This window comes from Paenibacillus camerounensis, from assembly GCF_000723885.1.
Taxonomy (GTDB): domain Bacteria; phylum Bacillota; class Bacilli; order Paenibacillales; family Paenibacillaceae; genus Paenibacillus_AQ; species Paenibacillus_AQ camerounensis.
In genome coordinates this window covers 75035-98259 of sequence record NZ_CCDG010000007.1, presented here as the reverse complement: position 1 = coordinate 98259, position 23225 = coordinate 75035, and the positions used below count along the sequence as shown (strand labels likewise).

Below are 23225 nucleotides of genomic sequence, written 5' to 3'. Positions count from 1 at the left end.
TTGGCCTCCCGGGGCGAGATCAAGGGCATTTTTGCCTTTGATTCGGCCGGTTTGGCCTCGCGGAGCGAGATCAAGGGCACTTTTGCCTTTGATTCGGCCGGTTTGGCCTCGCGGGGCGAGATCAAGGGCATTTTTGCCTTTGATTTGGGCGATTTGGCCTCGCGGGGCGAGATCAAGGGCATTTTTGCCTTTGATTCGGGCGTCCGGCTGTAGATGCGACAGCGCTACGGGCAAGCCGACGAGGCGGGCCATAAAAAAAGCGCCCCACAAAAGGCGCTGAAGTAAGGACGATTGTACTCGTTCTTAGCTTGTTCTTTGCTTGTTCTTTACTCGTTCTTTGCTCGTTCTTTGCTCGTTCTTTGCTCGTTCTTTTCTTGTTCTTTGCTCATTCTTTGCTCATTCTTTGCTCGTTCTTCACTTACTCTTCAATTACTCGTTAATTGCTCCTCATTACTCTCCCGCAACTAAAAGGAATATCCCGCGTACTTCTCCGCATTGCTGATACTGGTCCAGATATCCGGGCTCTCCCCGCCGATATGCCAGTAGGCGATGCCGGCCAGCTTTTGCTCTGCGGCCAGATTAAACTTGGCGGTCAGCGAACGGCCATCCTCGATCCAAACCGTATGCTTCAGTGACTGCCGGGTATAGCTGGCTACATACTGTCCAAGCGTGCTGTTCCAGACCGGACGCAGGCCGTAGCTGCTGATGAGCTGATTCTGCCCGGTAAGGGAGAGCTCGACCGAAGAGGGCTTCACGGAGCCCTGCTTAAGCGTCCAGTCCCGGGTATAGAGCGGCATGGCCAAAATGGCTTTTGAAGCCGGCACAGCCTGCAGCAGCCTGGTCACCGCCTGGCGGACATACGGCAGCGAAGCATTTGAGCCGGGGCTCATACTCCCGCTGTAGTGCTCATCATAGCCCATCATCACCATGTAATCAGCCTGCTTGCCAAGCGCCGCATAGTCAAACGCCTCTGTCCAGTCAGTCCCGAGATCCGGGGACACATCCACCGACAGTACAGCACCCAGCGTATGCAGCTTACTAGCCAGCTGTGTGACGAAGGTAGTCAATCCCGCCTTGTCAGCTGCGGCCACATTCTCAAAATCCAGATTCAGCCCGTCAAGGCCATGCTTGCTGACAAGCGCTCCCAGCTGATTAACAGCTGCCGTTCTCGCTGCCGGGCTGGACAGCAGCTGATGCGTCGCAGCCTGATCAAAGCGGTTACCGACCAGCGGCCATATGCGCTTGCCGTTGTTCTTGGCCCAGGTAACCATTGAGGCAGCTGTCGAGTCCGAGACGGTTCCGGTGCCCCCTACAAAGTACCAGCGGGGCGATAAGACATTCACATTGGACTGCATAACGCTTGCCTGATACTCCGCCACTGTCTGGCCGTACTGCCAGCCTATTACAATCCGCTCGTCCTTGTCCCCCTCCAGCTCTGCTGCCCACTTCTGCTGCTGGAGCACCCGGTAGATCAGCACTGCCGTCTCCTGCCTTGTGATAGGCGAAAAAGGCCGGAACGCTCCCCCGTCATCTCCCTTCATTAAGCCCAGGCGGTTAACAGCGGCTACAGCACTGCCGGCCCAGGCAGCAATACTGCCGCTATCCCTGAAAGCAGCCTGCAGTCCGGCGGTATTCCCCGTCTGCTTAAACGCCCGGGCCAGCCAGACGGCAGCCTCCTGCCGGGTCACCGGCTGTGCCGGGGCGAAGGCCGCAGCCGAGGTACCGCCCGCCAGCTCCAGCTGAACTGCAGCCTGAACCCAGCCGTAGTACCAGGCGTTCCGTGCCACATCCTTAAAGGGTGAGACGGGACTCCCTACCGGCTCAAGCTTCAGCAGGCGGCCCAGCATCGTAATGAGCTCCGCCCGGGTCACTGTCCCCTGCGGGGAGAAGCTGTTCTCCGAAGTACCGGTTACTATTTGCCGGTTATATAAGTCTATGATTTCTTCTCTCGCATAGCTGGCTCCTATATCATCAAAAGGCTGCTTACCCCCGGCAGATACAGCTGCGGCCGACGAGTAAGGTATGTACATAACCGCTGCGCATAAGACAGCTGCTGCTCCGGCCGCTACTCTTCCCCATATTCTCTTCACGTGTTAAAAGACGCTCCCTCCAGTATCATTTTGCCGAAGTATACCAGAGCCAGAGTCTATTAGCACCGCTAAAATATTGGTAGAACACAAAAATGTAACAGTTTTCCAAGTCATAAAGCCCGGCAGGAGTTTAATTAGAAACGTGCGTGGTTATGAATGGGATATAGCATCTAAAGACCGTAATGACCACCCTTAGGAGGGACGCGTACATGAAAGAGTCTGATTCACCCGACCGCATAGCCGCAGCAGGCGATTCCGATCTGGCCGCAGAGGCGGTTGATGCCATTGAAGACTTGTCCGGCGTTCATCCGGGCTACCGCCGCGCCCACGCCAGGGGCATCTGCTGCCGGGCGTTCTTCCGGCCCAACGGACTGGCTGCTGCCTTTACCTCCGCACCGCATCTGCAGCAGCAGGAGACAGCGGCGGTTGTCCGCTTCTCCGGGAGCTCCACCGACCCGGCGCTGGCCGATCTTCTATCTCCGGCTAAAGGCATGGCCGTACAGTTCTGTCTTCCCGGCGGCGGCACCGCAAGTCTGGTAGGGGCAACACTGCCGGTCTTTTTCGCCCGTACTCCCGAGTCATTCATCGATATCATCCGCACCGCACACAAGGCGCGTGAAGGAAATCTTGGCCCTCTTGAGCTCATCAAAGAGATTACAACGCACTTCAGCGAGAGTAGGGAGAGCTTTCTCAGCCTTAACAGGCTGAAGCCGCCCGCCAGCTATGCCGAGGCCCGTTACTACTGCATTCACGCCTATTACTTTATTGATCCCGAAGGGATCAGGCGGCCGGTGAAATTTGAATGGGCCCCTGACGCAGGTGTCCGTACTCTTTCTCTTACAGAGGCCAGACAGCAGCCGGACCGCTATCTGGAAGACGAGCTGGAGCTGCGGCTGAAGGCAGAGCCGGCGGTCTTCCAGCTCCATGTTATTTTTGGCGAAAAGGATGATCCCACCGATGACCCGACCCGAGCGTGGCCGGAGGACCGGCGGCGGATCGAGATCGGACGCTTGTATCTGACAGAGACTATATCAGAACCGGCAGGCCTGCTCATGGACCCGGCGGCCGTTACAGAGGGCATTGCCCTGTCGGATGATCCTATTCTTCAATTTCGCCACACAGCCTATAGAGAGTCTTTTTACAGGCGCAGTGCAGAACTATAACCTATGCAAGGAAGGACGAGGTTACTGATGGAGCAGGCTATGATTATTGTAAATCCCACCTCAGGTAAGGAAGAGGGTACGGGCTATGTCCGGATGGCGCAGGAGATACTGGAAGGTCAGGGATATGTAATTACGGTAAAGGAGACACAGCAGGAAGGCGATGCTGCCCGATTCAGCACTGCGGCATGCGAGGAAGGCTACGGAATGGTTGTATCTATCGGCGGCGACGGTACACTGCACGAGGTAATTAACGGGCTGACCGGGCGGCAGCAATGCCCGAAGCTGGGCATTATTCCGCTTGGAACGGTGAATGATTTTGCCCGGGCCATCGGGCTTTCGCTGATTCCCGAGGAAGCCATCCGTACACTGGCCTCCCCGGCCACCCGTGCAGTCGATGTCGGCCAGCTGAATGAACGGCTGTTCATTAATGTCGTAGCTGCCGGTGCCCTTGCGGAATCGGTCTCCTCGGTAACCTCAGAGGACAAATCAAAATTCGGCTCGCTGGCTTATTTCAGGGAGGGGCTGAAGGAGCTTACAGGCAATACACCCAATCACCTGCTGATCAACCATGACGGTGAGGTATGGGAGGGAGATTCGCCGCTGTTTATTGCCGCCCTGACGAATTCAGTCGGCGGCTTTGAGCGGCTGGCTCCGGGAGCGGCAGTAGATGACGGCCTGATCCATTGCTTTATTATTAAGGATCTTACGATTCTAAGCACACTGACCGCCAGCATCTCCCTGCTGCTGGGCAACTTGAAGGACCATAAGGGAGTCGAGTACTTTTCCGCCCGCAGCGTAACGGTACAATCTGCGGCCCCGATGCGGACCAATGTGGACGGCGAGGAAGGACCCGCTCTGCCGGTACGGCTCAGCGTGCTGCCCCGCCATGTCCGGGTTGTCGTACCGGAGGGGGAAAGCCGCTAGACAGCAGATGCTTCATTACTGCCGCAAGCGACCCGGCGCCTGCCGGCCTCTTACCCGGCAAACGGGCTTTATGCCTGCTGCTGCAGCCTGCGGGCGTAGACAATCTGGCCGATATGATAGGCGTTATGCGTCGCGGCATTACTGATAATCTCCCACCACAGCGCAGGTTCCGGAAATCCGGCGACCTGCGCTTCCAGTCTGTCCCCGGCAAGCAGCGTCTGCCAGCGCAGCAGGACATCAAGCAGCCCGCTCTTCAGCTCACCGAACGGCACATTCTCCGGCAGGATGAAGCTGTTATTGTTATCGCCTATAGGCGGTACGGCATTCATACGGCCCGCCTCATAGCGGCTCTGCCAGGTCCTGTTCCAGTAGAGCAGATGCTGGGTCAGCTCGGCAATACTGTGCATACCGGCGCCCGGCTTCCAGAACGCCTCTTCCTCTGTCATTCCTTCCACAGCATGCATGAACGGCAGATACCAGCTTGGATCATTGGCACTGGCCAGCAATTGATTGACTAATACTTCTCTCGCATGAACCATTCTATTCACTCCCCGGCTTATATTGGTTTAATTTACCCTGATAGATGAATTCCAGCCGCTCACTCTGCCGGAAATCATCCGGTGTCACGAGCGCCGGCAGCTTGTTCCACAGCTTGATGCCGGAACGGTCCAGAATCTCGGCAACGAACTGGGAGCAGAAATAGGAGTTGCTGAATTCCACCGGCTCCTTCAATGCGATACCGATGACGCCCAGAATGTTATACAGGTATTTCTGACGGCTGCGGATAAAAATATGCAGCACCCGCTGCATTTTCTCCGCTTCCCGCCCTGTAACCTTAAGCTCATAGATAACACAGGTCGTATTCGGATATTTACTGAATGTCCCTGTGTGCAGATCCTCCTTCACGAACCCCCCGTTCAGAGGATTGCTGGGATGCTTCCTGCCGAAGCTGTACATCTCCGACAGGTCACGGGTAAAAGAGATGGATGCATGGTTATACGGAGCCTTGGTGTAGCCCTGAATAAGCCTGGTGAACAGCGTTCCGGTATTCGTAAGCAATATAAAGACCGATTGGTTACCTTCCATTTACAAATTTTCCCCTTATCAATTTCGGACGTTTCCTTCATAATAACATATGATTCCTTTAATGGAATCTATCCCGGGACAGGCTGGTGATCGGCTCTTGAACAGCTCTTTATTCACGCTACTCCTTATTACAGGCGGCCTTTCGGCCATTCACGTGATCTACCTTGCCGTCAGCAGGCTTCAAAAGGACAAGGATTACACCGGTATCGGCTTCCGCATCAAAACCTGGTGGGGTATGCTGTTTATATTTTGCCTGGCAACCCTGTTTAATGCAGTGGTTTCGCTGCTGTCGCTGATGGTGCTGTGCTTCTTCTCGCTCAAAGAATACTTCTCCATGATCCGCACGCGCAAGGCGGACCGCAGGCTGTTCCTGTGGGCCTACCTGGCGATTCCGCTGCAGTTCTACTGGATCTATATCGAATGGTACGGGATGTTCATCGTCTTTATTCCGGTCTATGTCTTCCTGCTGCTGCCTCTCCCCCGGCTGCTGAACAAGGGCACGCTCGGCTTTCTGCGCAGTGTAAGCTCTACCCAGTGGGGCATGATGCTGATGGTATTCGGGCTTAGCCATCTGGCTTACTTCCAGTTTGCCACCCCGGAATACGGCGCTGGGCTGGTGCTGTTTCTCGTGGTGCTTACTCAGCTTAATGATGTGGTGCACTATGTGGCCTCACTCTATTTCGGCAAGCATAAGGTGGTTCCGACCGCCAACCCGCATCTGACCTGGGAGGGCTTTGTCTGCGGTTTTGTGGTGACAACTGCCGTGTCTTCTCTTATTTATCCCTATCTGACACCCCTCACCCCGCTGTTCGGGTTTCTGTCAGGGGTGCTGATCAGCCTGAGCGGATATTTCGGCAGCCTGACTGTCTCTGTACTGAAGCGGGACCTGCTGATCGGGGACGATGATAAGTTCGCCGCCCTGCAAAAAAGCTATCTGAGCCGGGTCGACAGCCTGGCGTATACCTCGCCGATCTTTTTCCATGTGATCCGTTATTTCTTTGATTTTATGTGAAACCGGCAGGTCAGGCATCCCTTGCTCCAGGGGGTGTCTATTTTTTTATTCCTTGCAGCCGAAAAACACGCAGGGTTTCATAAAAGGCCTTCGTCTATTACACGGGAAGGAGGAGAGCGTTATTGATGAGGAACGCTTGATCAGGCAAATATTGCAGGGCGACCATGCTAAATTCCGCAGCATTATCGACAGCTATGGAAGGCATATCTATCAGGTCACCTATTCCGTGCTGCAGCAGTCCCAGGATGCGGAGGATGCTGCACAGGAGGCTTTTATCCAAATTTATAAATCTCTCCCCCTGTACCGTTCAGAAGGCTTCAAGACCTGGATTACCCGGATTGCCCTGCACAAAGCCATCGATATTAAGCGGAAGCTGAACCGCCGGAAGGCAGAGGTAAGCGTCCCTGAGGATGGAGCCGTTCAGCTTGCCGACCACCGCTCAGACGTCGTCCGCCAGCTGCTGAAGAAGGAGCAGAAGGAGCTTCTGCGGCACAAGATTTCGTCACTCCCCGACCAGCACCGCGGAATTATTGTTGATTTCTATCTCAACGAAGAGAATTATGAGCAGATTGCCCTCAAATCACAAATTTCGGTAAGGACCGTGGAGTCCAGGCTGTATAGAGCGCGGCAATGGATCAGAACCCACTGGAAGGAGACCTCATGGGATGAATAGAGACAATATACAGCACGAATGGAAGCGGTACGTACAGGGAGAGCTGACAGCGCCGGAGCGGGAACAGATGGATAGAATGCTGCTGGAGGATCCTGAAGCGCTTGGCAGCTACCTGCTGGCTCTGGAGAATTTACCGGTACCGACGCTGTCCGATGGGGATGCCTTTGCTGATCAGATCATGGTCCGGATTGCTCCTCCTTCAGCTTCAGCAGTACCGGAGACCGGCACCGGGCGTTCCCGGCTTCAAAGACTGCTGGTTAATCAGTGGCTGCATTATGTTGCAGCGGCCTGCATCACGATGCTGTTCATCTCAGCGGGCATATTCGACAAGATGGCTCCCGGAAATATCGGTGTTACTGCCCAGACCAAGCAGCCTTACAGCGAGATTATGGTGAAAAAAGCAACCGGCTGGCTTGAAGAAATGAAGCCGGCTCCCTATAAACAATAACAAGTGAAAGGACTGAACAACAATGCAGCAGCACCGCAGCAAGATGCTGGCATTCCTGCTTAATATGATTCCTGGCCTGGGGCACTATTATTACGGCAGCCGGCTGAAGGGTTTTATTTACGGCTTTATCTTTTTTGGCAGCCTGGGCGTTGCCTTTCTTGCACTCGTCGCAGGGAATAATGAGGGCTTCGCCGCCCTGTGTCTTTTAGCGGCAGCCGTTCTCTGGTTCATCAGCATGTTCGGTATGGTAATCAGGCTGATCCGGGAACCGGACTATCCGCCATACTATCCTTCCTATCCCCAGCAGCACGCCCACATGCCGGGTGGTCCGGAGGGGCCGTTTGAGCAGCAGCCTTACGGATTCCAGCCTCCGGATGGCTATAGCCATCCGGATCAGGGCAGGGAGCCGCGGCGGGAGAGCGAGCGGTTCTACACGATTCTCCTCTCCTTTGTCCCCGGCCTCGGCCATCTGCATCTAGGCCTGCTGCAGCGCGGGCTGTCGTTCCTGATCGGGTTCTTCGGGCTTGGCATCATGCTGGTGTTTGTGGCCGGCATAACCGGACAGGAGACCGTCCTGGTCTTCCTGCTCCTGCTGCCGGTGCTGTGGCTGTACTGCATGTTCGATGCAGCCCAGCATGTGAACCGCAAGCAGGCCGGAGAGCTGCTTGAAGACAAGACGATCTTCGAGCAGCTTGAGCATGGCAGAGGCACAGGCAAAAAAAGCAAGGTTCTCGCAACCCTGCTGGCAGCCTTCCCCGGAGCCGGACATATGTACCTTGGACTGCAAAAAAGAGGGCTTCAGCTGATGCTCATCTTCCTCGGAAGCATCTATATTCTGGATCTGCTTAATCTTTCGCTGTTCCTGTTCTTTATCCCGATTGCCTGGTTTTACAGCTTTTTTGACGGAATGCAGCAGGCCGCTAAATACGGCAGGGAGCCTCTGTATGACAAACCGGTCATTGAAGGCTGGACCCGGTATCAGGGTTGGATCGGCGGCGCACTTCTGTTCCTTGGTGTCTATTATCTGTTCATCCGGATTGTTGTACCGGAGCTCAACTTGAATTACGGTTTTTACATTGCCCGGATTCAGTCGTACATGAACACCGTCGTCGTTGCTCTGCTGATGATCGGCGGAGGCATCCGGCTGCTGTCCAGCTCACGGAAAAAGAATACCGAAGCAGAGCGGTTCCTCAGAGCACTGGAGCGCGAACCCAAGTAGAAACAGCAAAACAGCACGGTCCCCGGTAAAGGGGAACGTGCTGTTTTGCTGTTCAGTGAACGAATGTCCGGCTTAGATTGCTGCTCTTACATCTGAGTCTCGCCGTCCGTTCCGGCTGGTGCGGTAGTGCCAGCGTCCGCCGGTGCAGTAGTGCCGGCATCAGCAGGAGCAGCGCTGCCTGCGGTTCCGCGGTCAGGTCTTGTTCCACCGCCCATTCCTCCTTGTCCTCTGCCGCCTCCGCCCATGCCCTGGGTTGCTTCGGTAACGCCGGACTCATTCAGCCAGGTCACGCTGCTGGAGAGGTCGAAGCTTACTACTTCAGTGCCGCCGCTGTAAGTGCCGTCCGTGTATACGCCGTCCACTGCGGTGCCTGTAGAGCTTCCGCCGGTAGAGAGCGTGTAGGAGCCGCCTTCTTTCAGGTCAGGTGAGCTGATTACAACCGACCGATAGCTCTTCGTTGGAGCGAAGGTAGCAACGGTGTTGCCGTCACTGTCTTTCAGATTCACCAGCTGCCCGGCTTCCTGCGAATCTGTGAATGTCATGGCAATGGAGTATTGGCTGGAAGCATCACCAGGTGCCTGAAGCATGCCTGCGCTTCCTGCTACGATCATATATCCGCCGGTGATTTCAAAGGTTCCGTCAAAGTCCAGCCCGCCGTTGCCGTCATTGGTCGGTCCGTAGACGGTAACAGTGCCGCCGCTCATTGTGATCGAGCCGTTGGAATCCAGACCGTCGCCTGAAGCATCTACAGTCAGTATGCCGCCGGTGATTGTCAGCGTATTGCTGCCGGAGCTTGCGGACTGGTCCTGCCCGCCTGCTGTTTGTCCGGCATTTGTATCATCGCCGCCCGCTGCGTTAACGCCGTCATCGGAGGCTACCACATCGATGTCACCGCCGGAGATGGTGATATTGGCACCTTCAATGCCTTCATAGCTCTTGGTGATATTCACGGTGCCGCCGGAGATGGCAGCCAGACTGTCAGCGTGAATACCGTCATCGCCTGTCTCAATCTGGAACTCCCCGTCTGTAATCGAGACGCTGCTGTTGCTGTGCACCGCATCATCCGCGGAGTCGATCGTGAAGCTGCCGCCGTTAACGGTAAGATCGCCGCCGGCCTTCAAGCCCTTCATGCTGGCTGTTTCTGTCTCAGTAGTGGTTGCAGTGCCGGCAGATGCTGTACTGCTGCTGTCTGCTGCAGGAGCTGCCGCTGTTCCATTCGCTGCATCACCTGTTGGCATTTCCGGCGGCGTCCCTTGGCCGGCTCCTGCATCACCCGTCGGCATTTCCGGCGGTGCCTGACCCGTTGTTCCGTCCGCTGACGGAGCCTGGCCGCGCATTCCGCCGCCGCCCATGCCGCCTCCGCCAAAGCCGCCTCCACCGAAGCCGCCTTGATCGCCTGTCTTCACTTCTGCGTTCGCACTGCCGCCACCGGTAACCAGCTTGTACGTGCCGCCGTCGATGACAAGGGCCGTTTCACCCTGAATGCCGTCGTTGGCAGCTGTAATATCAAAGGTCCCTCCGGAGATTGCGATGAAGCCCTTCTCGGTATCTTCATCATTGGTCGACTTGATGCCGTCGCCCTCTGCCTTAATCGTAATGCTGCCGTCCTGCACGGCTACCAGGTCTTTACCGACCAGACCGTCATCCGCTGCCGTTACTTCAATAGTACCGGAGACAATTTTCAGATCATCTTTGCTTGTAATCCCGTCATTGTTGTTACCGTTAACCTTCAGTGTGCCTGTGCCATTAATGGTCAGATCCGCCTTGCTGAAAATCGCTGCACTCGGCTCATCTGTAGCTGCATCCGGGTATACATATTCTGCCGCATCGGTTACTGTGTTCACCGTGCCGTCTTCCAGCGTCATGATGACCTTGCCGGCTTCCTTGATGTAGACCGGTGCGCTGCTGCTGTTCGCAAGCGTAACCCCGTTCATTACGAGATGAACGCTGCTGTCATCCTGCACATCGATAATAAGCTGACCGTCGCTCAGTGTGCCGCTTAGCACATAGGTTCCGCCGGCTGAGATTGTGACTGTGCTGCCGGAAGCCGCTGCTCCCGAGCCGGTTACAGTACTACTTGTTCCACTTAGCACAATCGCGGTGGCGCTGTCAGCGCTCCAGGCTGTAGCCACATCCTCTTCATCAAAGCTGACGAGATCCGCCGCCTTCACACTTGCCAATTCTACATCTGCCGCAGTCCCGCCCGTCACTGCCGCTGTAGTCACGGCTGCTGAGGCCGCTGGTGACGGGGTCGAAGCACTGCTGGTTGTGCCGCAGGCTGACATGACAGCTGCGAGCAGCAGGATCAGCCCCGCCTTACTTGCCATTATAAATTTACTCATATCTGATCAATCCTTTCATTTTGTGTTAGTAATCCGTGGTTGTAGGGCACATCGTCAGGGACAGATCCAGATTGCCGTTCCGGGTGCGGATGGCATCGAGGAATTCCTTCTGGCTCGTATGCTCATCAAGAGTAACGTTGTACACCAGCTCGTACAGGCTGCCGAGCTCGGTGGTTCTGATCTTTTTCAGCTCATAAGCGACATTGAATTTGTTGAATACTTCGTCAAAAGCTTCCTCATAGCCCAGATTCTCAGGAATCGTAACCTTCAGCGTTTTTTGCATAGACTTTCTTACACCAAAGCCGGTACGGTTCAGGATAACCATGATGATGCAGAGGATGATGGTGAACAGGACCGCATAACCGTAGGCGCCGACGCCGCAGGCGAGGCCCGAGGCCATCGTGAACAGGACAAAGGTGATATCTTTAGGATCGCCGGGCGCGCTGCGGAAGCGGATGATCGAGAATGCTCCGGCGAGGCTGAACGCTCTGGCTACGTTGCTGCCGATTAAGAGAATGATGATGGCTACAATGACCGGCAGCAGCACCATAGTGAGCGTGAAGCTTTGCGAATAGCCGGCAGGGCTTGTTCTCATATAAGTGAAGCTGATTAGCGCACCCAGCGCCAGGGAGATCAGAATTGTCAGTACCGCATTACCGAAGGTTAAAGCCGTACTGTCAGAGACGGCGGTAAAAATGGAATCAAGCATACAATACACTCTCGCTTTCTACTTTGCTGTTTCTCAGCATTTTTTTATATTCGTTGCCGTATTTGGAGAAGCTGGTGCGGTACATCTGGTGCTCGGAGAGCATTTTGGACACCCAGACCGGAATCGTCTTCTCCGCCTTGACTTCCATCAGCCACTGGCCCGGCTCCATCAGCTGCTCGCCGTGTGTGCCGTGCTCCATCTTCAGGTCGTACCGCCGGCTTCTGATATTCGTATCAAAGGTAATGCGGAGATCCCGGTTATTTTTGCAGAACAGCGCTTTACGGTCATACGACAGGTACACCATCGGCTTCAGATCATAGCAGCTCAGGAAGTATTTGATTTCCTCAACCACCTGCTTGTTCATGTAATCCTTGTACTCTGGCGCAATGCCTGTGCGGACAAATTCGTAAGCTTCGTCCAGCTTGAGCGAGGTTCTTCTTTTATTGACGAGGCCGAAGACCTTCTTCTTAATCTCCAGGTATACCCTGGAATCGCCATTCGGGACACCGTACGCCCGGAGGCGCAGCTTCTCTTTGTATTTCGGCTTGGACAGGCTGTTGCGGATCAGCGTATTGCTCGGCGTGTCGTAGTACAGATTAGTAATGGAATAAAACTCATGCTGTTTGTTGTAATCATCCGGTTCCATATATTCGAGCAGTTCGTTATAGAGCTTCAGGTAGGCTGCATGATCGAACAGGTATTTGTTTTCGTAGCGGTTAAAAACCTCAATAGCCATCTGGGATCAAATCCTTTCTCAATTTAGAGTGTTTCGTGTGTCTCGCTTGCCTATGAATGTATCTTAGCTGGCAAACCTTTAATGAATCTTAAATGGATTTTACATTGCGTTAATTTTTTTACACCGGCTTTACAAAGGGCCTCTGCGGCACAAGATCACCCCCGCTATATAGTAGAAGCTTTGAATTCCGTCTCCGCAATTAAGGTTGATTAAAGGTAATCTTGCTATAATGACGTAAGTTACAAGGGCAGACATTAAGCTAAACTGGGGATGATGACTGGGTGAGAATTTTAATAGTGGAGGATGAGGTGCATCTGGCCGAGGCCGTGACCCAAATTCTGAAAAAGCATAACTATTCAGCGGACGCCGTACATGACGGCAGAACGGGGCTCGATTACGCGCTCAGCGGGATTTATGATCTGCTGCTGCTCGACATCATGATGCCGGAAATGGATGGGATTAGCCTGCTGCGGGCCCTGCGCAAAAAGAGTATCCCGACCCCCGTCATTTTCCTGACGGCCAAAGGGGACACGACCGACATGGTAACGGGGCTCGATTACGGTGCGGATGACTATATCGCCAAGCCCTTCTCCTCGGAGGAGCTGCTGGCCAGAATCCGGGCGGTGCTGCGCCGCAAGGGTGAGGTGCTGCCGGATGATGCGCTGAAATTCGGGGATCTGGAGCTGAATACGGCTAACCTGAAGCTCACTGTGGGCGGCAAGGACATGAAGCTGAACCTGAAGGAAAGCGAGCTGCTGGAGCTGCTGATGGTGCGCAAGCAATCGGTGACTTCCAAGGAGCAGATTATTGAGAAGCTGTGGGGCTTTGATTCGGAGGCCGAGCATAACAATGTGGAGGTCTATATTTCTTTTCTCCGCAAAAAGCTTACGTTTCTCGGCGCTTCTACGCGGATCAGTACGCTTCGGGGTGTAGGTTATGTACTAGAGGTGGATGCCTGATGTTCAAAAAGCTCAGAAACCGCTTCCTGATCGTCAATCTGGTGACCATCTCCGTGATGATGCTGGTCGCCTTCGCTACCATCTATACAATCAACTATCTGAATGTGCAAAATGACATCAGCTTTGATCTTCAGCGGATTACAGAGGCTTTCCAGAAGCCGGGCAGCGGGGAGCACCGCGGCGGAGGAATGATCGGCGGAGCTGCCGGCGGGATTGAGGGTGCGCCGGACGGCACCATAGACAGCGGAACACAGCGCCCGGACGGCGGCGGCACCTTCGGAAGGATGGGCGACAGTCCGCCGCCGGAGCGTTCGATTTCCTTTATGATTGAGACCGATAACGATTGGAAGCAGACGGGTACGCCAACCTCACAGCTCAGCATGGATGATGAATTCTATGCCCAGGCGCTGCAGACCGCTGTTGACATGAATAAAACAACCGGAAGATTTGAGCTGGACGGGAGCCTCTGGGCGTTTGAAACCAAGCCGACCGCCGACGGGCATATGCTTGTTTTCCTGGACATCACCTCCCAGCAGAAGATTCTCACGAACATGGTCTATATCTTCTCGGTTGTCGGTATCGCGATGCTGATCATTCTGTATTTCACCAGCCGCTACTTTGCGAACCGCTCCATTAAGCCGGTGCAGGAGGCCTTTGATAAGCAGAAGCAGTTCATTGCGGATGCCTCTCATGAGCTGAAGACGCCGCTGGCCATTATCAATACGAATACCGATGTGCTGCTGTCAAATCCCGAGGATACGATTCTGGAGCAGTCCAAATGGCTGCATTATATTAAATCGGAGACCGAGCGGATGGCTAAGCTGACGAGTGACCTGCTCTATCTGACCGAAATGGATGATTCCCGCACCGGGATGGTTCATGCCCCCTTCAACATCAGCGAAGCGGTCGAGAATATTATCCTGACGATGGAAGCCGTCATCTTTGAGAAGAATGTCGCGCTTGAATATGACATCGAGCCTAATCTAACCGTGCACGGCAACAGCGAGCAGATCAAGCAGGTTGTCATGATCCTGCTGGACAATGCCGTCAAGTATACCGGACCGAAGGGTGAAGTCACCCTGTCTCTGCACAAGCAGCATAACGACGTGCTGCTGTCCGTCACCAATACCGGCGAAGGAATTGCCGCCGAGCATCTCACCCGGATCTTTGACCGGTTCTACCGCACGGATACCTCCCGGGCCCGCAAGCAGGGTGGCTACGGCCTTGGCCTCGCCATCGCGAGGTCCATTGTCGAGCAGCAGCATAAAGGCAAGCTCTATGCCAAAAGCACGGTCGGCGAATCGGCTACATTTTATGTGCAGCTGTCTTAATTATTTCGAATTTTAAATAGATGGCTGAAACCAGGTGGAGGATGCCTCCGTATCAGAGTTATTACCGATAAGGAGGAGATTCACAGCATGTCCATGTTCAAAAGAATGCTCGCAAGCGCCGGAATCGGCGCCGCTGAAGTAAACCTCATGCTTCATCAGGATGTAGTAAAAGCCGGGGATACACTCAGCGGTATTGTCCGCATCCAGGGCGGACGTGTGGATCAGAAGGTGGATGATGTGTATGCCTTCGTCAAGACCCGTTACGTGAAGGAGCATAACGATTCCAAGAGCCATGTAGAGGCTACCATTGCCAAGTTCCTGCTGGCCTCCGGCTTCACCGTGGAAGCGGAGCAGGTCTATGAGTTCCCGGTATCCTTCCAGCTTCCGCCCGTAACTCCTGTGACCATGGGCAGAACTCCGGTATGGATTCATACCGGACTTGATATCAAAGAAGCCGTCGACCCGAAGGACGAGGATTATCTCCAGGTGCTGCCTCATCCGCATTCGGCACTTGTCCTGGATGCTGCAGCCCAGCTCGGCTTCCGGCTCCGCGAGGTCAGCTGTGAACACGCTCCTTATTACGGCAAAAGAAACGGACTCCCCTTCGTCCAGGAATTTGAATTCCAGCCTTCCAGCCAATTCCGCGAACGGCTGGATGAGCTGGAAATCATGTTCTATCCGGATGAGCAGGGTGTTGAGCTGCTGCTGCAGATCGACCGCAAGGCGCGCGGCTTATCCGGGCTGTTGGCTGAAGCGCTTGATGCCGATGAGAAATTCGTGCGGCTGCGGCTCGACCGTGCCCACCTGGCAGCAGGCACCGGCCATGTTGCCGATCAGCTGCTCGCGACGATCAACAAATACGCATAACGGACTTTTTAATAGAAACAGGCTGGGCGGATTAGTATCCGCTCAGCCTGTTTTTTTTATAATCGGGTCCGCCTGTTCATTTATAAACAACGTGCTGCAGCAGCTCTTTTAAATAACTGCTTAACGCCTGAGCCGCCTGCTCGTGTGCTAATCTCCCCGGATGGCTTCGTGCGCCGGTGCTTTCCGGGGTCATATCAGGCAGCTGAAACACGGACGCTCTCTTGTCTCCTGATCTGCTTACATAGCGGTCCACAGCACGGCAGATTGCCGGCATCATCGAAGTCCCCAGCATGCCGTACGCCCAAACCAGCTGAGCCTGCGGATTGTAGTATCTGAGCTTCACAAGAAAGGCTTCTGCCGCCTGCTCGAAAGCCTCCAGATCGTGCTCATTAAAGGAGCCGTCTTCGTTAAGCCGCTGCTTATAGGCCTTGCCGCTGAGCGGATCATTCCATTCCGGTGAATAGAAGGCGCCGCCGTCATTGGTGCCCAGATTGATGACCACTGCATCCGGCTGCCAGGCATCAAAGTCATTGATCTGCAGCGCGCCAAGCGCCTCATTGCGCTCTCCGCCCAGCAGACCGCATACCTGGCTGTAATACTGGGGAATATTACGGCTTGGATTGTTATCCCAGCTGGTCAGCACCCCCCAGCCGCTCTGTGAAATAACGCGATAGTCTGCATCCAGCAACTCAGCTGTCATTGACGTATAGTTGACAGTTGCGCTGAACCACACCGGAATCCAGTCCTCCTCCGGCTTGGCGCCGATAACCCCTTCACCTGAGGTAATGCTGTCCCCGATGAATTCTAGCTTCAGCGCTTTATCCGCAACGGGCAGGAATTCCCCGCAGGACTTAACCGCATGTATCTGCAGCAGACATCCCGGATCATCGCTCATGGCCTGCAGTTCCCTGACGATCCGGACGTTTTTCACGGCATTCCCGTTCATTCCCCGGAATACACAGATCCAGCGTCTGCCTGCAGTAATCATCTGTCTGCTGACAGGAACGTTGTTGATCATCATGCTGATCCAAGGCTCGTGCTGATTATAATCAGCATGAGCCTCAATCCACAGCTCTGATCCCCTGATATTAAATTCAACTGCGCTGCCAGTCCAGAACAGCGTAAGGGGGGACAGGCTCCCTGTTGTTCTGCCGTGAACCTTGAGATGTGCAACCTCAGACAAGGCTGTGGCTTGCAGCTTTCCGTTCTCTTCCATTCTTACGTTCCTCCCGGCTTTCTCCCAAGCTTAACTAGCCTTGCTTGATTGGTGCCGCCAGTACAATCTGTCCTCTTGGTGTTTCTCCGCCTGCATCCGGCTCCAGTGTGATGGCAACCGTATCGTACTGCTGCGGCTCAAAGGTATAGTACAGTGCGCCGTTGCCTCCCTGGGCTACGAAGGTGCCCGCATTCTGCGGAACATCCCCTTTAATCAGCCATACCTGGTAGACTTCAGTTCCTGTAAGCTCCGGCAGCCCCTCCGCTTGTACGACAAGATGCGTACCGCCGTTGTCAGCAATAATGGTTGCCAGTCCTTTGGCATCAGCTTCCGCTGCCGACGGACTCAGCACAACCGCTTCATTCACCTTGGCTTCCTGAAGCTGCCCGGCGCTGATATCTGCCTGGCGCTGCAGCTGACCGATATCCTGGCGCAGCTGGCCTGTATAGATGAGCAGTCCGACAACCGCTGCTGCAAGCCCTGCGCTGAGATAACGCAGGAGCGGCTTCTTGCGGGGTACAGGTACAGTCTTCACTGTAGTTTCCCGCTCTGTCCGGACAGGTTCCGGCACCGCGCTTACAGGATCCCGAGCCTTCTGCACCGTAGCCTCGGCTTCGGTTACCCGGGACAAAATACGTTTCTTCATGCCTGAAGGCGGCTGAACAGGCTCGGAAGCAAGAGGGAGCAGCTCAATTACCTGGCGGTATTCTTTTACCAGTTTCTCACATTCAGGGCATTCCTGTAAATGAACCTCGAACCGCTCCATTTCATCATCCTGAAGTGCGCCCAGCGCATACAATTCAGCCCATTCACACAAATCTGTATTCTCCTCAGTCATGAGCCTGATCCCTCCTTCCCCAATGGATTAACCGCTTCTGCAGCTGCCTCATAGCCAGCCTCACCCTGCTCTTAACTGTACCCAATGGAACAGCCACATGATACGCTGCCTCTTGCTGCGTAAGCCCCTGATAATAGATAAGATCTACCACCTGCTGCTGATCCCTGCTCAGCTCCAGCAAGGCTTCTCTTACCTGTTCCCCCGCCAGCAGCATTTCTACCATATCCTCAGTCATTGCCCCGGTGTCACGGAGCTGCTGTACTTCCTCTGAATCTGCGGACTGCTGCGCAGGCCGTGAATTCGTCTTGCGCAGCTGGTCAATCGCAATATTGCGTGTAACCGTAAACATCCAGGTCGGCAGCTTGCCCTTAGCAGAGTCATACTGCTCCGCATTTTTCCAGATCCGCATAAATAATTCCTGCATGACTTCCTCGGCGGCCATTGAATCCTTCACAATCCGGTAGGCAAAGCTGTAGATCATCTGCTCGTACCGGTCATAGAGCTTTTCGAGGGCATCCGGGTCCTTTTGCCTGATCTGCTGCATTAATTGTACGTCGTCAGCGACTTCGTTCAATTGTTCCCCCCCATTTCCCCAGCGTAGTTGGATATATAGTATTTTAAAATTTATATTCTAAAAAGTGATCCAACTTCAGAATACTTACGTTCCACTGAGTATAACCGCTTTTGATTAGCGGCTCAACTTTGAATGAAGGAGTGAACACAAATGAAAAAGCTGCACAGTAAGCTGGCCATCTTAATGCTTTGCCTGAGTTTATTTATACCCGCACTTGCAAATGCCCACGAGGTGGATACGAATGGTGCTGCACCGGAATTGCAGACGGCTCTTGGTGAGCTGCTGGGTGAGCATGCCCTGCTGGCCGTAATTGCGATGCAAAAGGGCTACGACGGTGCTGCAGATTTCAATGATGCCGCCGCCGCACTCGGCAAGAACACAGATGACCTGTCCGCCGCGATTGCTTCGGTATACGGCAGTGCCGCCGGCGAGGCATTCAAGCCGATCTGGTCCTCCCATATCGGATATTTTGTAGACTATGTGAAAGCGACCGCTGCCAAAGATGAGGCCGGACGGCAGAAGGCGGTTGCCGAACTAGACGGCTACCGGATGAAGCAGGCGGAATTCTTCCACAATGCCAACCCGGCCTATTTTGAAACGGCTGCCCTTGCAGACGGGCTGAAAATGCATATCACCCATCTGCTGGACGCCTTCAACAGCTATGTTAATAAAGATTATACGGCTGCCTACGAGGATACACGGACTGCCTATGCACATATGTTCATGACAGCCAAATCACTGGCTGCCGGCATTCAGGCCCAGTTCCCTGCCAAGTTCCCTGCAGGCACCACAACATCACCGGGTATTGACCTGCGCGCTGGACTGGGACAATTGCTGGGTGAGCATGCCACACTGGCAGCACTCGCCATGCAAAAAGGCATCGACGGTGCTCCGGACTTCACCGCAGCAGCAGCTGCCCTGAACAGCAACACGGATGACCTGTCTGCGGCGATTGCCTCCGTATACGGCGCAGCAGCCGGCGACGCCTTCAAGCCCATCTGGTCTTCCCATATCGGATATTTTGTAGACTATGTAAAAGCTACAGCCGCTAAAGACGAAGCCGGACGCAGACAGGCTGTTGCCGAACTCGAGGATTACCGGATGAAGCAGGCCGTATTTTTCAATGCAGCAAATCCGGCCTATTTCGAAACAGCAGCCATTGCAGAAGGCCTGAAAATGCATATCGGCCACCTCCTTGATACCTTTAACAGCTATGTAAATAAAGATTATGCCAATGCTTACAACCTTGAGCGCACTGCCTATTCCCATATGTTCATGACCGCAAGCGAGCTGACGGGCGGCATTGTTGCCCAATTCCCGGACAAGTTCCACGGATTGACTTCAGCTGCTGCCGGAGAAATGACAACCATCTCAATGAAAAAAGGCAGCAAAGCTGTAACGGTTAACGGTATGACCAGCCAGATGGATGTTACTCCGGTCATGAAAAACGGCAGTCTCTTCATTCCGCTGCGTTACCTTGGTGAAGCCATCGGCGTCAAGGTTACCTGGGATAATGCCAAGAAAACACTCTGGATCATGGACGGTGACAATACCGCGGTGTTCTGGGCCGGACAGTCCTACATGGAGCTGAACGGGGAGCGTAAGAACATTGGAGCCCCGGTCTTCCTGGACAGCGGCCGCGTGCAGGTTCCGGTCCGGTTCATCGCCGAGCTGCTCGGCTGGAAGGTGAACTATGCCCCTGCTGATGGAACGGTTACCCTGACGAAAGCAATGGCAGCGGCTGCCGCAGCGGCGGAGCATAGCCATTAATGAATTAGTTTAAGCAAAAATAAAGGGCCATCCCGTGCCGGGATGGCCCTTTATTGCTTATAAGCTTATTCCACCGAGTATTCAATCAGTCTGCCCGACACACCCAGCATTTTCTCACTGGACAGATGCAGCCGCTCAATCACCTGGGTAAAAGCTTCAACCAGGGAAGCCTGTTCTGCCGCCGAAGCGGAAATCTGGCTGATTTCGTACTCCATCTTACGGATAGACTCCTGGACTTCCTTCAGAGCAGCCTCGTTGCCTGTTGTCGCCTCTCTGGAATGAACAGAAAGCTAAGATTTTTAGTAGTTCTCTCCGCGATAATAACGCTCAAGCTTATGCTCCAGATGAACGAGCTGCGCCTTCTTTTTCTCGATGTCATCCAGCAGCACCTGCTTCTGCTCCTCAATCATCCGGGTTCTCTCCGGCAGGGTTGATGTCCCCGTCTTAACCATATCGTAATACCGCTTAATCTCCTCCACACTCATCCCCGTTTCCCGCAGACATTTCAGGAACTCCAGCCAGCCGATATCCTCTTCACTGTACAGCCGGTTATTCTGCTCATTGCGTACCGCCGGCTCCAGAAGCCCCTTACGTTCATAAAAGCGGATCGCCCCGATGTTCAGCCCTACCCTCTTCGCAATCTGTCCTATTGTAAACATGCTGCCTGCCTCCCAAAAATTCATTGTTGACCTACACTTAGTGTAGCATATTAAGCTTCAAATTATAGATAGATACCCCTTAACAGAAAGAAGGATAATAATCATGATTAAAACAGCTTTGGTAACAGGTGCGAACAAAGGAATCGGACTCGAAACCGCCAGACAGCTTGGCTCAGCGGGATGGAAGGTGGTGCTCGGATCACGCAGTACGGAACGGGGCGAGGCGGCAGTTGCCGAATTAACCGGCCAGGGGCTGGATGTGGAGCTGTTGCAGCTGGATATGACGAATCCGCACAGTATCGCACAGGCTGCCGCTACGATTCAATCGCGTTACGCTGATCTGACGCTCCTGATTAACAATGCCGGTATGCCGGGGGCCTTCTCCAGCTCTTTTAGCACTACCCGTGAGGAGGACCTGCGGCAGGCCTTTGAGGTGAACTTCTTCGGTACCTTCCGGTTAAACCAGCTGCTGCTGCCCCTAATTAAACAGAATGAGGGATCGATCATCAACGTATCAACCGACATGGCTTCCTTGCAATTCATGCAGCATACGGAATATCCGCTGAACTGCTTCGACTATAATGCCTCCAAAACAGCCAGCAACGCAATGACCACCGCAATGGCTATAGAGCTAAGAGACACCAGCGCTCAGGTCTTTGCCGTTACCCCGGGATTTACGAAAACCGACCTGAACCACAACGCCGAGGGCGGCAAGTCCAAGGAAGCGGGAGCAGCTATTATTGTCGGCTACGCCACCGACGGCAAGCGGCATAACGGGGAGTTTCTGGATGTGAATGGAATTTACGCCTGGTAAAATCATATAAATGGCTGAACGCCTCTGATAAAATAATTAGAATCGCTTTTGCTATTATCTGCGAATTTAATCTTATCTAAGGAGCGCTCAATTTATCGCCTGTAATGCTGCTCAGGTGAAGATCGGGGTCTGATTCTATTAAAAAAAAAGCAAAATCCGGCCGCTTTATGTAGAATCATAAGGCGCTGCTAATCTCGGCTTTGCTCGCAATACCACTTTGTTTAGCGAACCGGCACCACCTTTGTCAGCCGTGCAGGGAGTCGCTTCTGGGGAGCGAATAGGTATATCACCAAATACCGAAGCGGAGGAATGGAAAATGGAAATGTTTAAAACAAAGGAAGCTGCAGAGCAATTGTCCGTCAGCCAGACCACGATCAAACGCTGGGCCGCGATGTTCCCTGCCAGCTTTCCCAAGGACCGGTACGGTCATTATATATTCACCACGCAGGAGGTCAGCCTGCTTAAATTCATTAAAGATCGGCTTGAGCAGAGGGAATCACTGGACAGCATTACGCTGGCCGAGAATCAGCTGCAGGCAGAGCCGGTGCCTATTATCCGGGCATTACCCGTAACGGAGCCCCCTATGCAGGAGGTCTGGTCCAGGCTCGTCCGTATTGAGCGCTCGCTCGACCAGAAGGCTGACGAGGTGGTCTCCGTGCAGTTGCTTCAGCAGCGCCAGGAGCTTGAGGAGCTGCGGCGGATGATCCAGCAGCTCGCCGTATCTATTGAGAGCATTCAGCAGCCGCGGCTTCAGGCAGCTGCTGCCTATGAGGAGCTGCATCCCCTTGCCGCTATGAAGCTCAAAACCCCGCCCAAGAAGCGCGGGCTGCTGCGCACTTTTTTCTCTCTGTAGGCTGTACAGGCCTGGGTCCGGTAAGGCATTGCCGGGCTCAGGCTTTTATTTTCTTATCTGCCACATATCAGAGCCCGCGCCGCAGCCGCTCCTGCCAATCCAGCCATCGGCGTTCTTCCCAGCCCGGCCAGATCTTCTTTGTCCTGTCTAACAGCCACTCACCCGCTATCGTGATCGAATTCTCATGCGAAGCATAGATGACCCAGTCCATATCGGCAGCAAACCAGTAGCCCTCGCCGTTGATTGAGTAAGCCGGGTTAAATCCTTCTATATCAAGCTGATACTCCGGTGAATGATCGAACTCCCGCAGCTCAAAAATCCGCTTTATCCCTTGGGCACTTAATATTGCCTTAAGTGCCTCAATCCCCACCTCTGCCGCAAAATAGTCAGCCATAAAAGCTTCTATGTCCGCCGTCTTGGCATCAGAGAGCGGGTACCACAAATCACGGATACCCCACTTTTCCCTCAGGTCCTCCCACAGTAAGGTCCGCTCTACCTTTGACAAGGTGCGCCGGTAAGGCAGCTTAGATACGCCCACTTTTCCTTCCACAGCTTTTCTATCCAAATAATCCGCTAACGCTTGCCGCTCAGCCGCCGCAGTCTGCTGAAATATCCCCTCTTTATTCTCGGTAAACAGGCTCTGGGCGTTCCAGACAGCCGATAGAATGTTCTTATGCGCTTCTTCCATAGCCGCAAATTCTGTTCCGTCAGACTGTTCGAGCTGGGCAAGGATCGCATCCAGCACTAAATAACGGGGGAACAGCTTTTCCGCTTCTAACGTGTAGCCCCCGTCTTCTGTCCTGTCCCTTCCGGCATTCATCAGCCGTGAATAGGTTCTCCCCCAATACCGGGACATAATCATGCAGTAACGCCTTGCGAGGGTATGAAGCTGTTCTGCCTGATTCATAGTGCACATCCTCTTTATATGAATTTGGTTATATT

General features: G+C 54.0%; 25 protein-coding genes. 13 read left to right on the top strand and 12 right to left on the bottom strand.

Annotation, left to right across the window (positions count from 1 at the left end; translation table 11 throughout):
* Positions 1-213, top strand: a 213-nt coding sequence (locus BN3772_RS03230; RefSeq protein ID WP_157643533.1) for a hypothetical protein, incomplete at its 5' end; no start/stop codon positions are given.
* A gap of 251 nt (positions 214-464) precedes the next feature.
* On the opposite strand, the gene BN3772_RS03225 is transcribed toward BN3772_RS03230, so the two are convergent.
* A complete protein-coding gene (locus tag BN3772_RS03225) occupies positions 465-2090 on the bottom strand; it encodes an S-layer homology domain-containing protein (RefSeq protein WP_052380358.1) in 1626 nt (541 codons plus the stop codon).
* 209 nt (positions 2091-2299) lie between these two features.
* Between BN3772_RS03225 and BN3772_RS03220 the strand changes: the two genes are divergently transcribed.
* Both BN3772_RS03220 and BN3772_RS03215 read left to right on the top strand, forming a co-directional pair.
* The gene (locus tag BN3772_RS03220; protein WP_042196589.1) at positions 2300-3253 is read left to right on the top strand and encodes a catalase; all 954 of its coding nucleotides are present in this window, start codon (positions 2300-2302) and stop codon (positions 3251-3253) included.
* A 39-nt stretch (positions 3254-3292) separates the two neighbouring features.
* Positions 3293-4177, top strand: a complete 885-nt coding sequence (locus BN3772_RS03215; RefSeq protein WP_341872562.1) for a diacylglycerol/lipid kinase family protein — start codon at positions 3293-3295, stop codon at positions 4175-4177.
* 68 nt (positions 4178-4245) lie between these two features.
* On the opposite strand, the gene BN3772_RS03210 is transcribed toward BN3772_RS03215, so the two are convergent.
* Together BN3772_RS03210 and BN3772_RS03205 are read right to left on the bottom strand one after the other, a co-directional pair.
* Positions 4246-4716: a DinB family protein gene (locus BN3772_RS03210; RefSeq protein ID WP_042196586.1), complete on the bottom strand. Its 471-nt coding sequence runs from the start codon at positions 4714-4716 to the stop codon at positions 4246-4248.
* A 1-nt stretch (position 4717) separates the two neighbouring features.
* A complete protein-coding gene (locus tag BN3772_RS03205) occupies positions 4718-5263 on the bottom strand; it encodes a hypothetical protein (protein WP_042196584.1) in 546 nt (181 codons plus the stop codon).
* A 97-nt stretch (positions 5264-5360) separates the two neighbouring features.
* Between BN3772_RS03205 and BN3772_RS03200 the strand changes: the two genes are divergently transcribed.
* The 4 genes from BN3772_RS03200 (at position 5361) to BN3772_RS03185 (ending at position 8615) form a co-directional block, all read left to right on the top strand.
* On the top strand, positions 5361-6275 hold the full coding sequence (locus BN3772_RS03200; protein ID WP_042196582.1) for a phosphatidate cytidylyltransferase: 915 nt from the start codon (positions 5361-5363) through the stop codon (positions 6273-6275).
* Between the two features lie 136 nt (positions 6276-6411).
* Positions 6412-6948, top strand: a complete 537-nt coding sequence (locus BN3772_RS03195) for an RNA polymerase sigma factor (RefSeq protein WP_231576377.1) — start codon at positions 6412-6414, stop codon at positions 6946-6948.
* Positions 6941-7396 (top strand): anti-sigma factor, encoded by a 456-nt coding sequence (locus BN3772_RS03190; protein ID WP_052380357.1) that lies wholly within the window; start codon positions 6941-6943, stop codon positions 7394-7396. Before BN3772_RS03195 ends, BN3772_RS03190 begins: the two co-directional genes overlap by 8 nt.
* A gap of 22 nt (positions 7397-7418) precedes the next feature.
* Positions 7419-8615, top strand: coding sequence for a hypothetical protein (locus tag BN3772_RS03185; protein ID WP_042196580.1), 1197 nt, complete (start codon positions 7419-7421; stop codon positions 8613-8615).
* Positions 8616-8701: 86 nt separating this feature from the next.
* Here the strand turns inward: BN3772_RS03185 and BN3772_RS03180 are convergent, their stop codons facing one another.
* From BN3772_RS03180 to BN3772_RS03170, 3 genes are read right to left on the bottom strand one after another with little or no spacing between them, the layout of a single operon-like run.
* Entirely contained in the window at positions 8702-10957 is a 2256-nt protein-coding gene (locus BN3772_RS03180) for a carbohydrate-binding domain-containing protein (protein ID WP_042196578.1), read from the bottom strand.
* 25 nt (positions 10958-10982) lie between these two features.
* Positions 10983-11666 (bottom strand): DUF4956 domain-containing protein, encoded by a 684-nt coding sequence (locus BN3772_RS03175; protein ID WP_042196575.1) that lies wholly within the window; start codon positions 11664-11666, stop codon positions 10983-10985.
* Positions 11659-12402: a polyphosphate polymerase domain-containing protein gene (locus tag BN3772_RS03170; RefSeq protein ID WP_042196573.1), complete on the bottom strand. Its 744-nt coding sequence runs from the start codon at positions 12400-12402 to the stop codon at positions 11659-11661. Before BN3772_RS03170 ends, BN3772_RS03175 begins: the two co-directional genes overlap by 8 nt.
* Before the next feature lie 281 nt (positions 12403-12683).
* On the opposite strand from BN3772_RS03170, the gene BN3772_RS03165 reads away from it, so the two are divergent.
* The 3 genes from BN3772_RS03165 (at position 12684) to BN3772_RS03155 (ending at position 15559) form a co-directional block, all read left to right on the top strand.
* Positions 12684-13361: a response regulator transcription factor gene (locus BN3772_RS03165; RefSeq protein ID WP_042196571.1), complete on the top strand. Its 678-nt coding sequence runs from the start codon at positions 12684-12686 to the stop codon at positions 13359-13361.
* Positions 13361-14692 carry a sensor histidine kinase gene (locus BN3772_RS03160; RefSeq protein ID WP_042196569.1) on the top strand — a complete coding sequence of 444 codons (1332 nt, stop codon included), beginning with the start codon at positions 13361-13363 and terminating at the stop codon, positions 14690-14692. The genes BN3772_RS03165 and BN3772_RS03160 overlap by 1 nt, the downstream gene beginning before the upstream one ends.
* An 87-nt stretch (positions 14693-14779) precedes the next feature.
* Positions 14780-15559: a sporulation protein gene (locus BN3772_RS03155; RefSeq protein WP_042196566.1), complete on the top strand. Its 780-nt coding sequence runs from the start codon at positions 14780-14782 to the stop codon at positions 15557-15559.
* A 76-nt stretch (positions 15560-15635) separates the two neighbouring features.
* Here BN3772_RS03155 and BN3772_RS03150 read toward each other — a convergent pair whose 3' ends face one another.
* The 3 genes from BN3772_RS03150 to BN3772_RS03140 are packed head-to-tail and all read right to left on the bottom strand — an operon-like array spanning position 15636 to position 18187.
* The gene (locus BN3772_RS03150) at positions 15636-16775 is read right to left on the bottom strand and encodes an SGNH/GDSL hydrolase family protein (RefSeq protein ID WP_042196564.1); all 1140 of its coding nucleotides are present in this window, start codon (positions 16773-16775) and stop codon (positions 15636-15638) included.
* A gap of 34 nt (positions 16776-16809) precedes the next feature.
* On the bottom strand, positions 16810-17613 hold the full coding sequence (locus BN3772_RS03145; RefSeq protein WP_042196562.1) for an anti-sigma factor: 804 nt from the start codon (positions 17611-17613) through the stop codon (positions 16810-16812).
* Positions 17606-18187: an RNA polymerase sigma factor gene (locus BN3772_RS03140; protein ID WP_042196560.1), complete on the bottom strand. Its 582-nt coding sequence runs from the start codon at positions 18185-18187 to the stop codon at positions 17606-17608. Before BN3772_RS03140 ends, BN3772_RS03145 begins: the two co-directional genes overlap by 8 nt.
* Positions 18188-18337: 150 nt before the next feature.
* Between BN3772_RS03140 and BN3772_RS03135 the strand changes: the two genes are divergently transcribed.
* Positions 18338-19957, top strand: a complete 1620-nt coding sequence (locus BN3772_RS03135) for a copper amine oxidase N-terminal domain-containing protein (RefSeq protein WP_042196558.1) — start codon at positions 18338-18340, stop codon at positions 19955-19957.
* A 65-nt stretch (positions 19958-20022) separates the two neighbouring features.
* Here BN3772_RS03135 and BN3772_RS30500 read toward each other — a convergent pair whose 3' ends face one another.
* Positions 20023-20172 (bottom strand): hypothetical protein, encoded by a 150-nt coding sequence (locus BN3772_RS30500; RefSeq protein ID WP_157643532.1) that lies wholly within the window; start codon positions 20170-20172, stop codon positions 20023-20025.
* Positions 20173-20256: 84 nt separating this feature from the next.
* Positions 20257-20616 (bottom strand): MerR family transcriptional regulator, encoded by a 360-nt coding sequence (locus tag BN3772_RS03130; RefSeq protein ID WP_042196556.1) that lies wholly within the window; start codon positions 20614-20616, stop codon positions 20257-20259.
* 103 nt (positions 20617-20719) lie between these two features.
* On the opposite strand from BN3772_RS03130, the gene BN3772_RS03125 reads away from it, so the two are divergent.
* Positions 20720-21430, top strand: coding sequence for an SDR family NAD(P)-dependent oxidoreductase (locus BN3772_RS03125; RefSeq protein WP_042196555.1), 711 nt, complete (start codon positions 20720-20722; stop codon positions 21428-21430).
* 316 nt (positions 21431-21746) lie between these two features.
* Complete coding sequence (locus tag BN3772_RS03120) at positions 21747-22283, top strand: MerR family transcriptional regulator (protein WP_052380356.1); 537 nt, start codon at positions 21747-21749, stop codon at positions 22281-22283.
* Between the two features lie 67 nt (positions 22284-22350).
* Here the strand turns inward: BN3772_RS03120 and BN3772_RS03115 are convergent, their stop codons facing one another.
* Positions 22351-23190, bottom strand: a complete 840-nt coding sequence (locus BN3772_RS03115; protein ID WP_042196553.1) for a hypothetical protein — start codon at positions 23188-23190, stop codon at positions 22351-22353.
* Between the last annotated feature and the right edge of the window lie 35 nt (positions 23191-23225).

Coding starts and splice junctions, on each gene's coding strand:
- BN3772_RS03220 (WP_042196589.1), top strand. CDS start 2,300: ATGAAAGAGTCTGATTCACCCGACCGCATAGCCGCAGCAGGCGATTCC.
- BN3772_RS03215 (WP_341872562.1), top strand. CDS start 3,293: ATGATTATTGTAAATCCCACCTCAGGTAAGGAAGAGGGTACGGGCTAT.
- BN3772_RS03210 (WP_042196586.1), bottom strand. CDS start 4,716: ATGGTTCATGCGAGAGAAGTATTAGTCAATCAATTGCTGGCCAGTGCC.
- BN3772_RS03205 (WP_042196584.1), bottom strand. CDS start 5,263: ATGGAAGGTAACCAATCGGTCTTTATATTGCTTACGAATACCGGAACG.
- BN3772_RS03190 (WP_052380357.1), top strand. CDS start 6,941: ATGAATAGAGACAATATACAGCACGAATGGAAGCGGTACGTACAGGGA.
- BN3772_RS03185 (WP_042196580.1), top strand. CDS start 7,419: ATGCAGCAGCACCGCAGCAAGATGCTGGCATTCCTGCTTAATATGATT.
- BN3772_RS03180 (WP_042196578.1), bottom strand. CDS start 10,957: ATGAGTAAATTTATAATGGCAAGTAAGGCGGGGCTGATCCTGCTGCTC.
- BN3772_RS03175 (WP_042196575.1), bottom strand. CDS start 11,666: ATGCTTGATTCCATTTTTACCGCCGTCTCTGACAGTACGGCTTTAACC.
- BN3772_RS03170 (WP_042196573.1), bottom strand. CDS start 12,402: ATGGCTATTGAGGTTTTTAACCGCTACGAAAACAAATACCTGTTCGAT.
- BN3772_RS03160 (WP_042196569.1), top strand. CDS start 13,361: ATGTTCAAAAAGCTCAGAAACCGCTTCCTGATCGTCAATCTGGTGACC.
- BN3772_RS03155 (WP_042196566.1), top strand. CDS start 14,780: ATGTCCATGTTCAAAAGAATGCTCGCAAGCGCCGGAATCGGCGCCGCT.
- BN3772_RS03150 (WP_042196564.1), bottom strand. CDS start 16,775: ATGGAAGAGAACGGAAAGCTGCAAGCCACAGCCTTGTCTGAGGTTGCA.
- BN3772_RS03145 (WP_042196562.1), bottom strand. CDS start 17,613: ATGACTGAGGAGAATACAGATTTGTGTGAATGGGCTGAATTGTATGCG.
- BN3772_RS03135 (WP_042196558.1), top strand. CDS start 18,338: ATGAAAAAGCTGCACAGTAAGCTGGCCATCTTAATGCTTTGCCTGAGT.
- BN3772_RS30500 (WP_157643532.1), bottom strand. CDS start 20,172: ATGGAGTACGAAATCAGCCAGATTTCCGCTTCGGCGGCAGAACAGGCT.
- BN3772_RS03130 (WP_042196556.1), bottom strand. CDS start 20,616: ATGTTTACAATAGGACAGATTGCGAAGAGGGTAGGGCTGAACATCGGG.
- BN3772_RS03125 (WP_042196555.1), top strand. CDS start 20,720: ATGATTAAAACAGCTTTGGTAACAGGTGCGAACAAAGGAATCGGACTC.
- BN3772_RS03120 (WP_052380356.1), top strand. CDS start 21,747: ATGGAAATGTTTAAAACAAAGGAAGCTGCAGAGCAATTGTCCGTCAGC.
- BN3772_RS03115 (WP_042196553.1), bottom strand. CDS start 23,190: ATGAATCAGGCAGAACAGCTTCATACCCTCGCAAGGCGTTACTGCATG.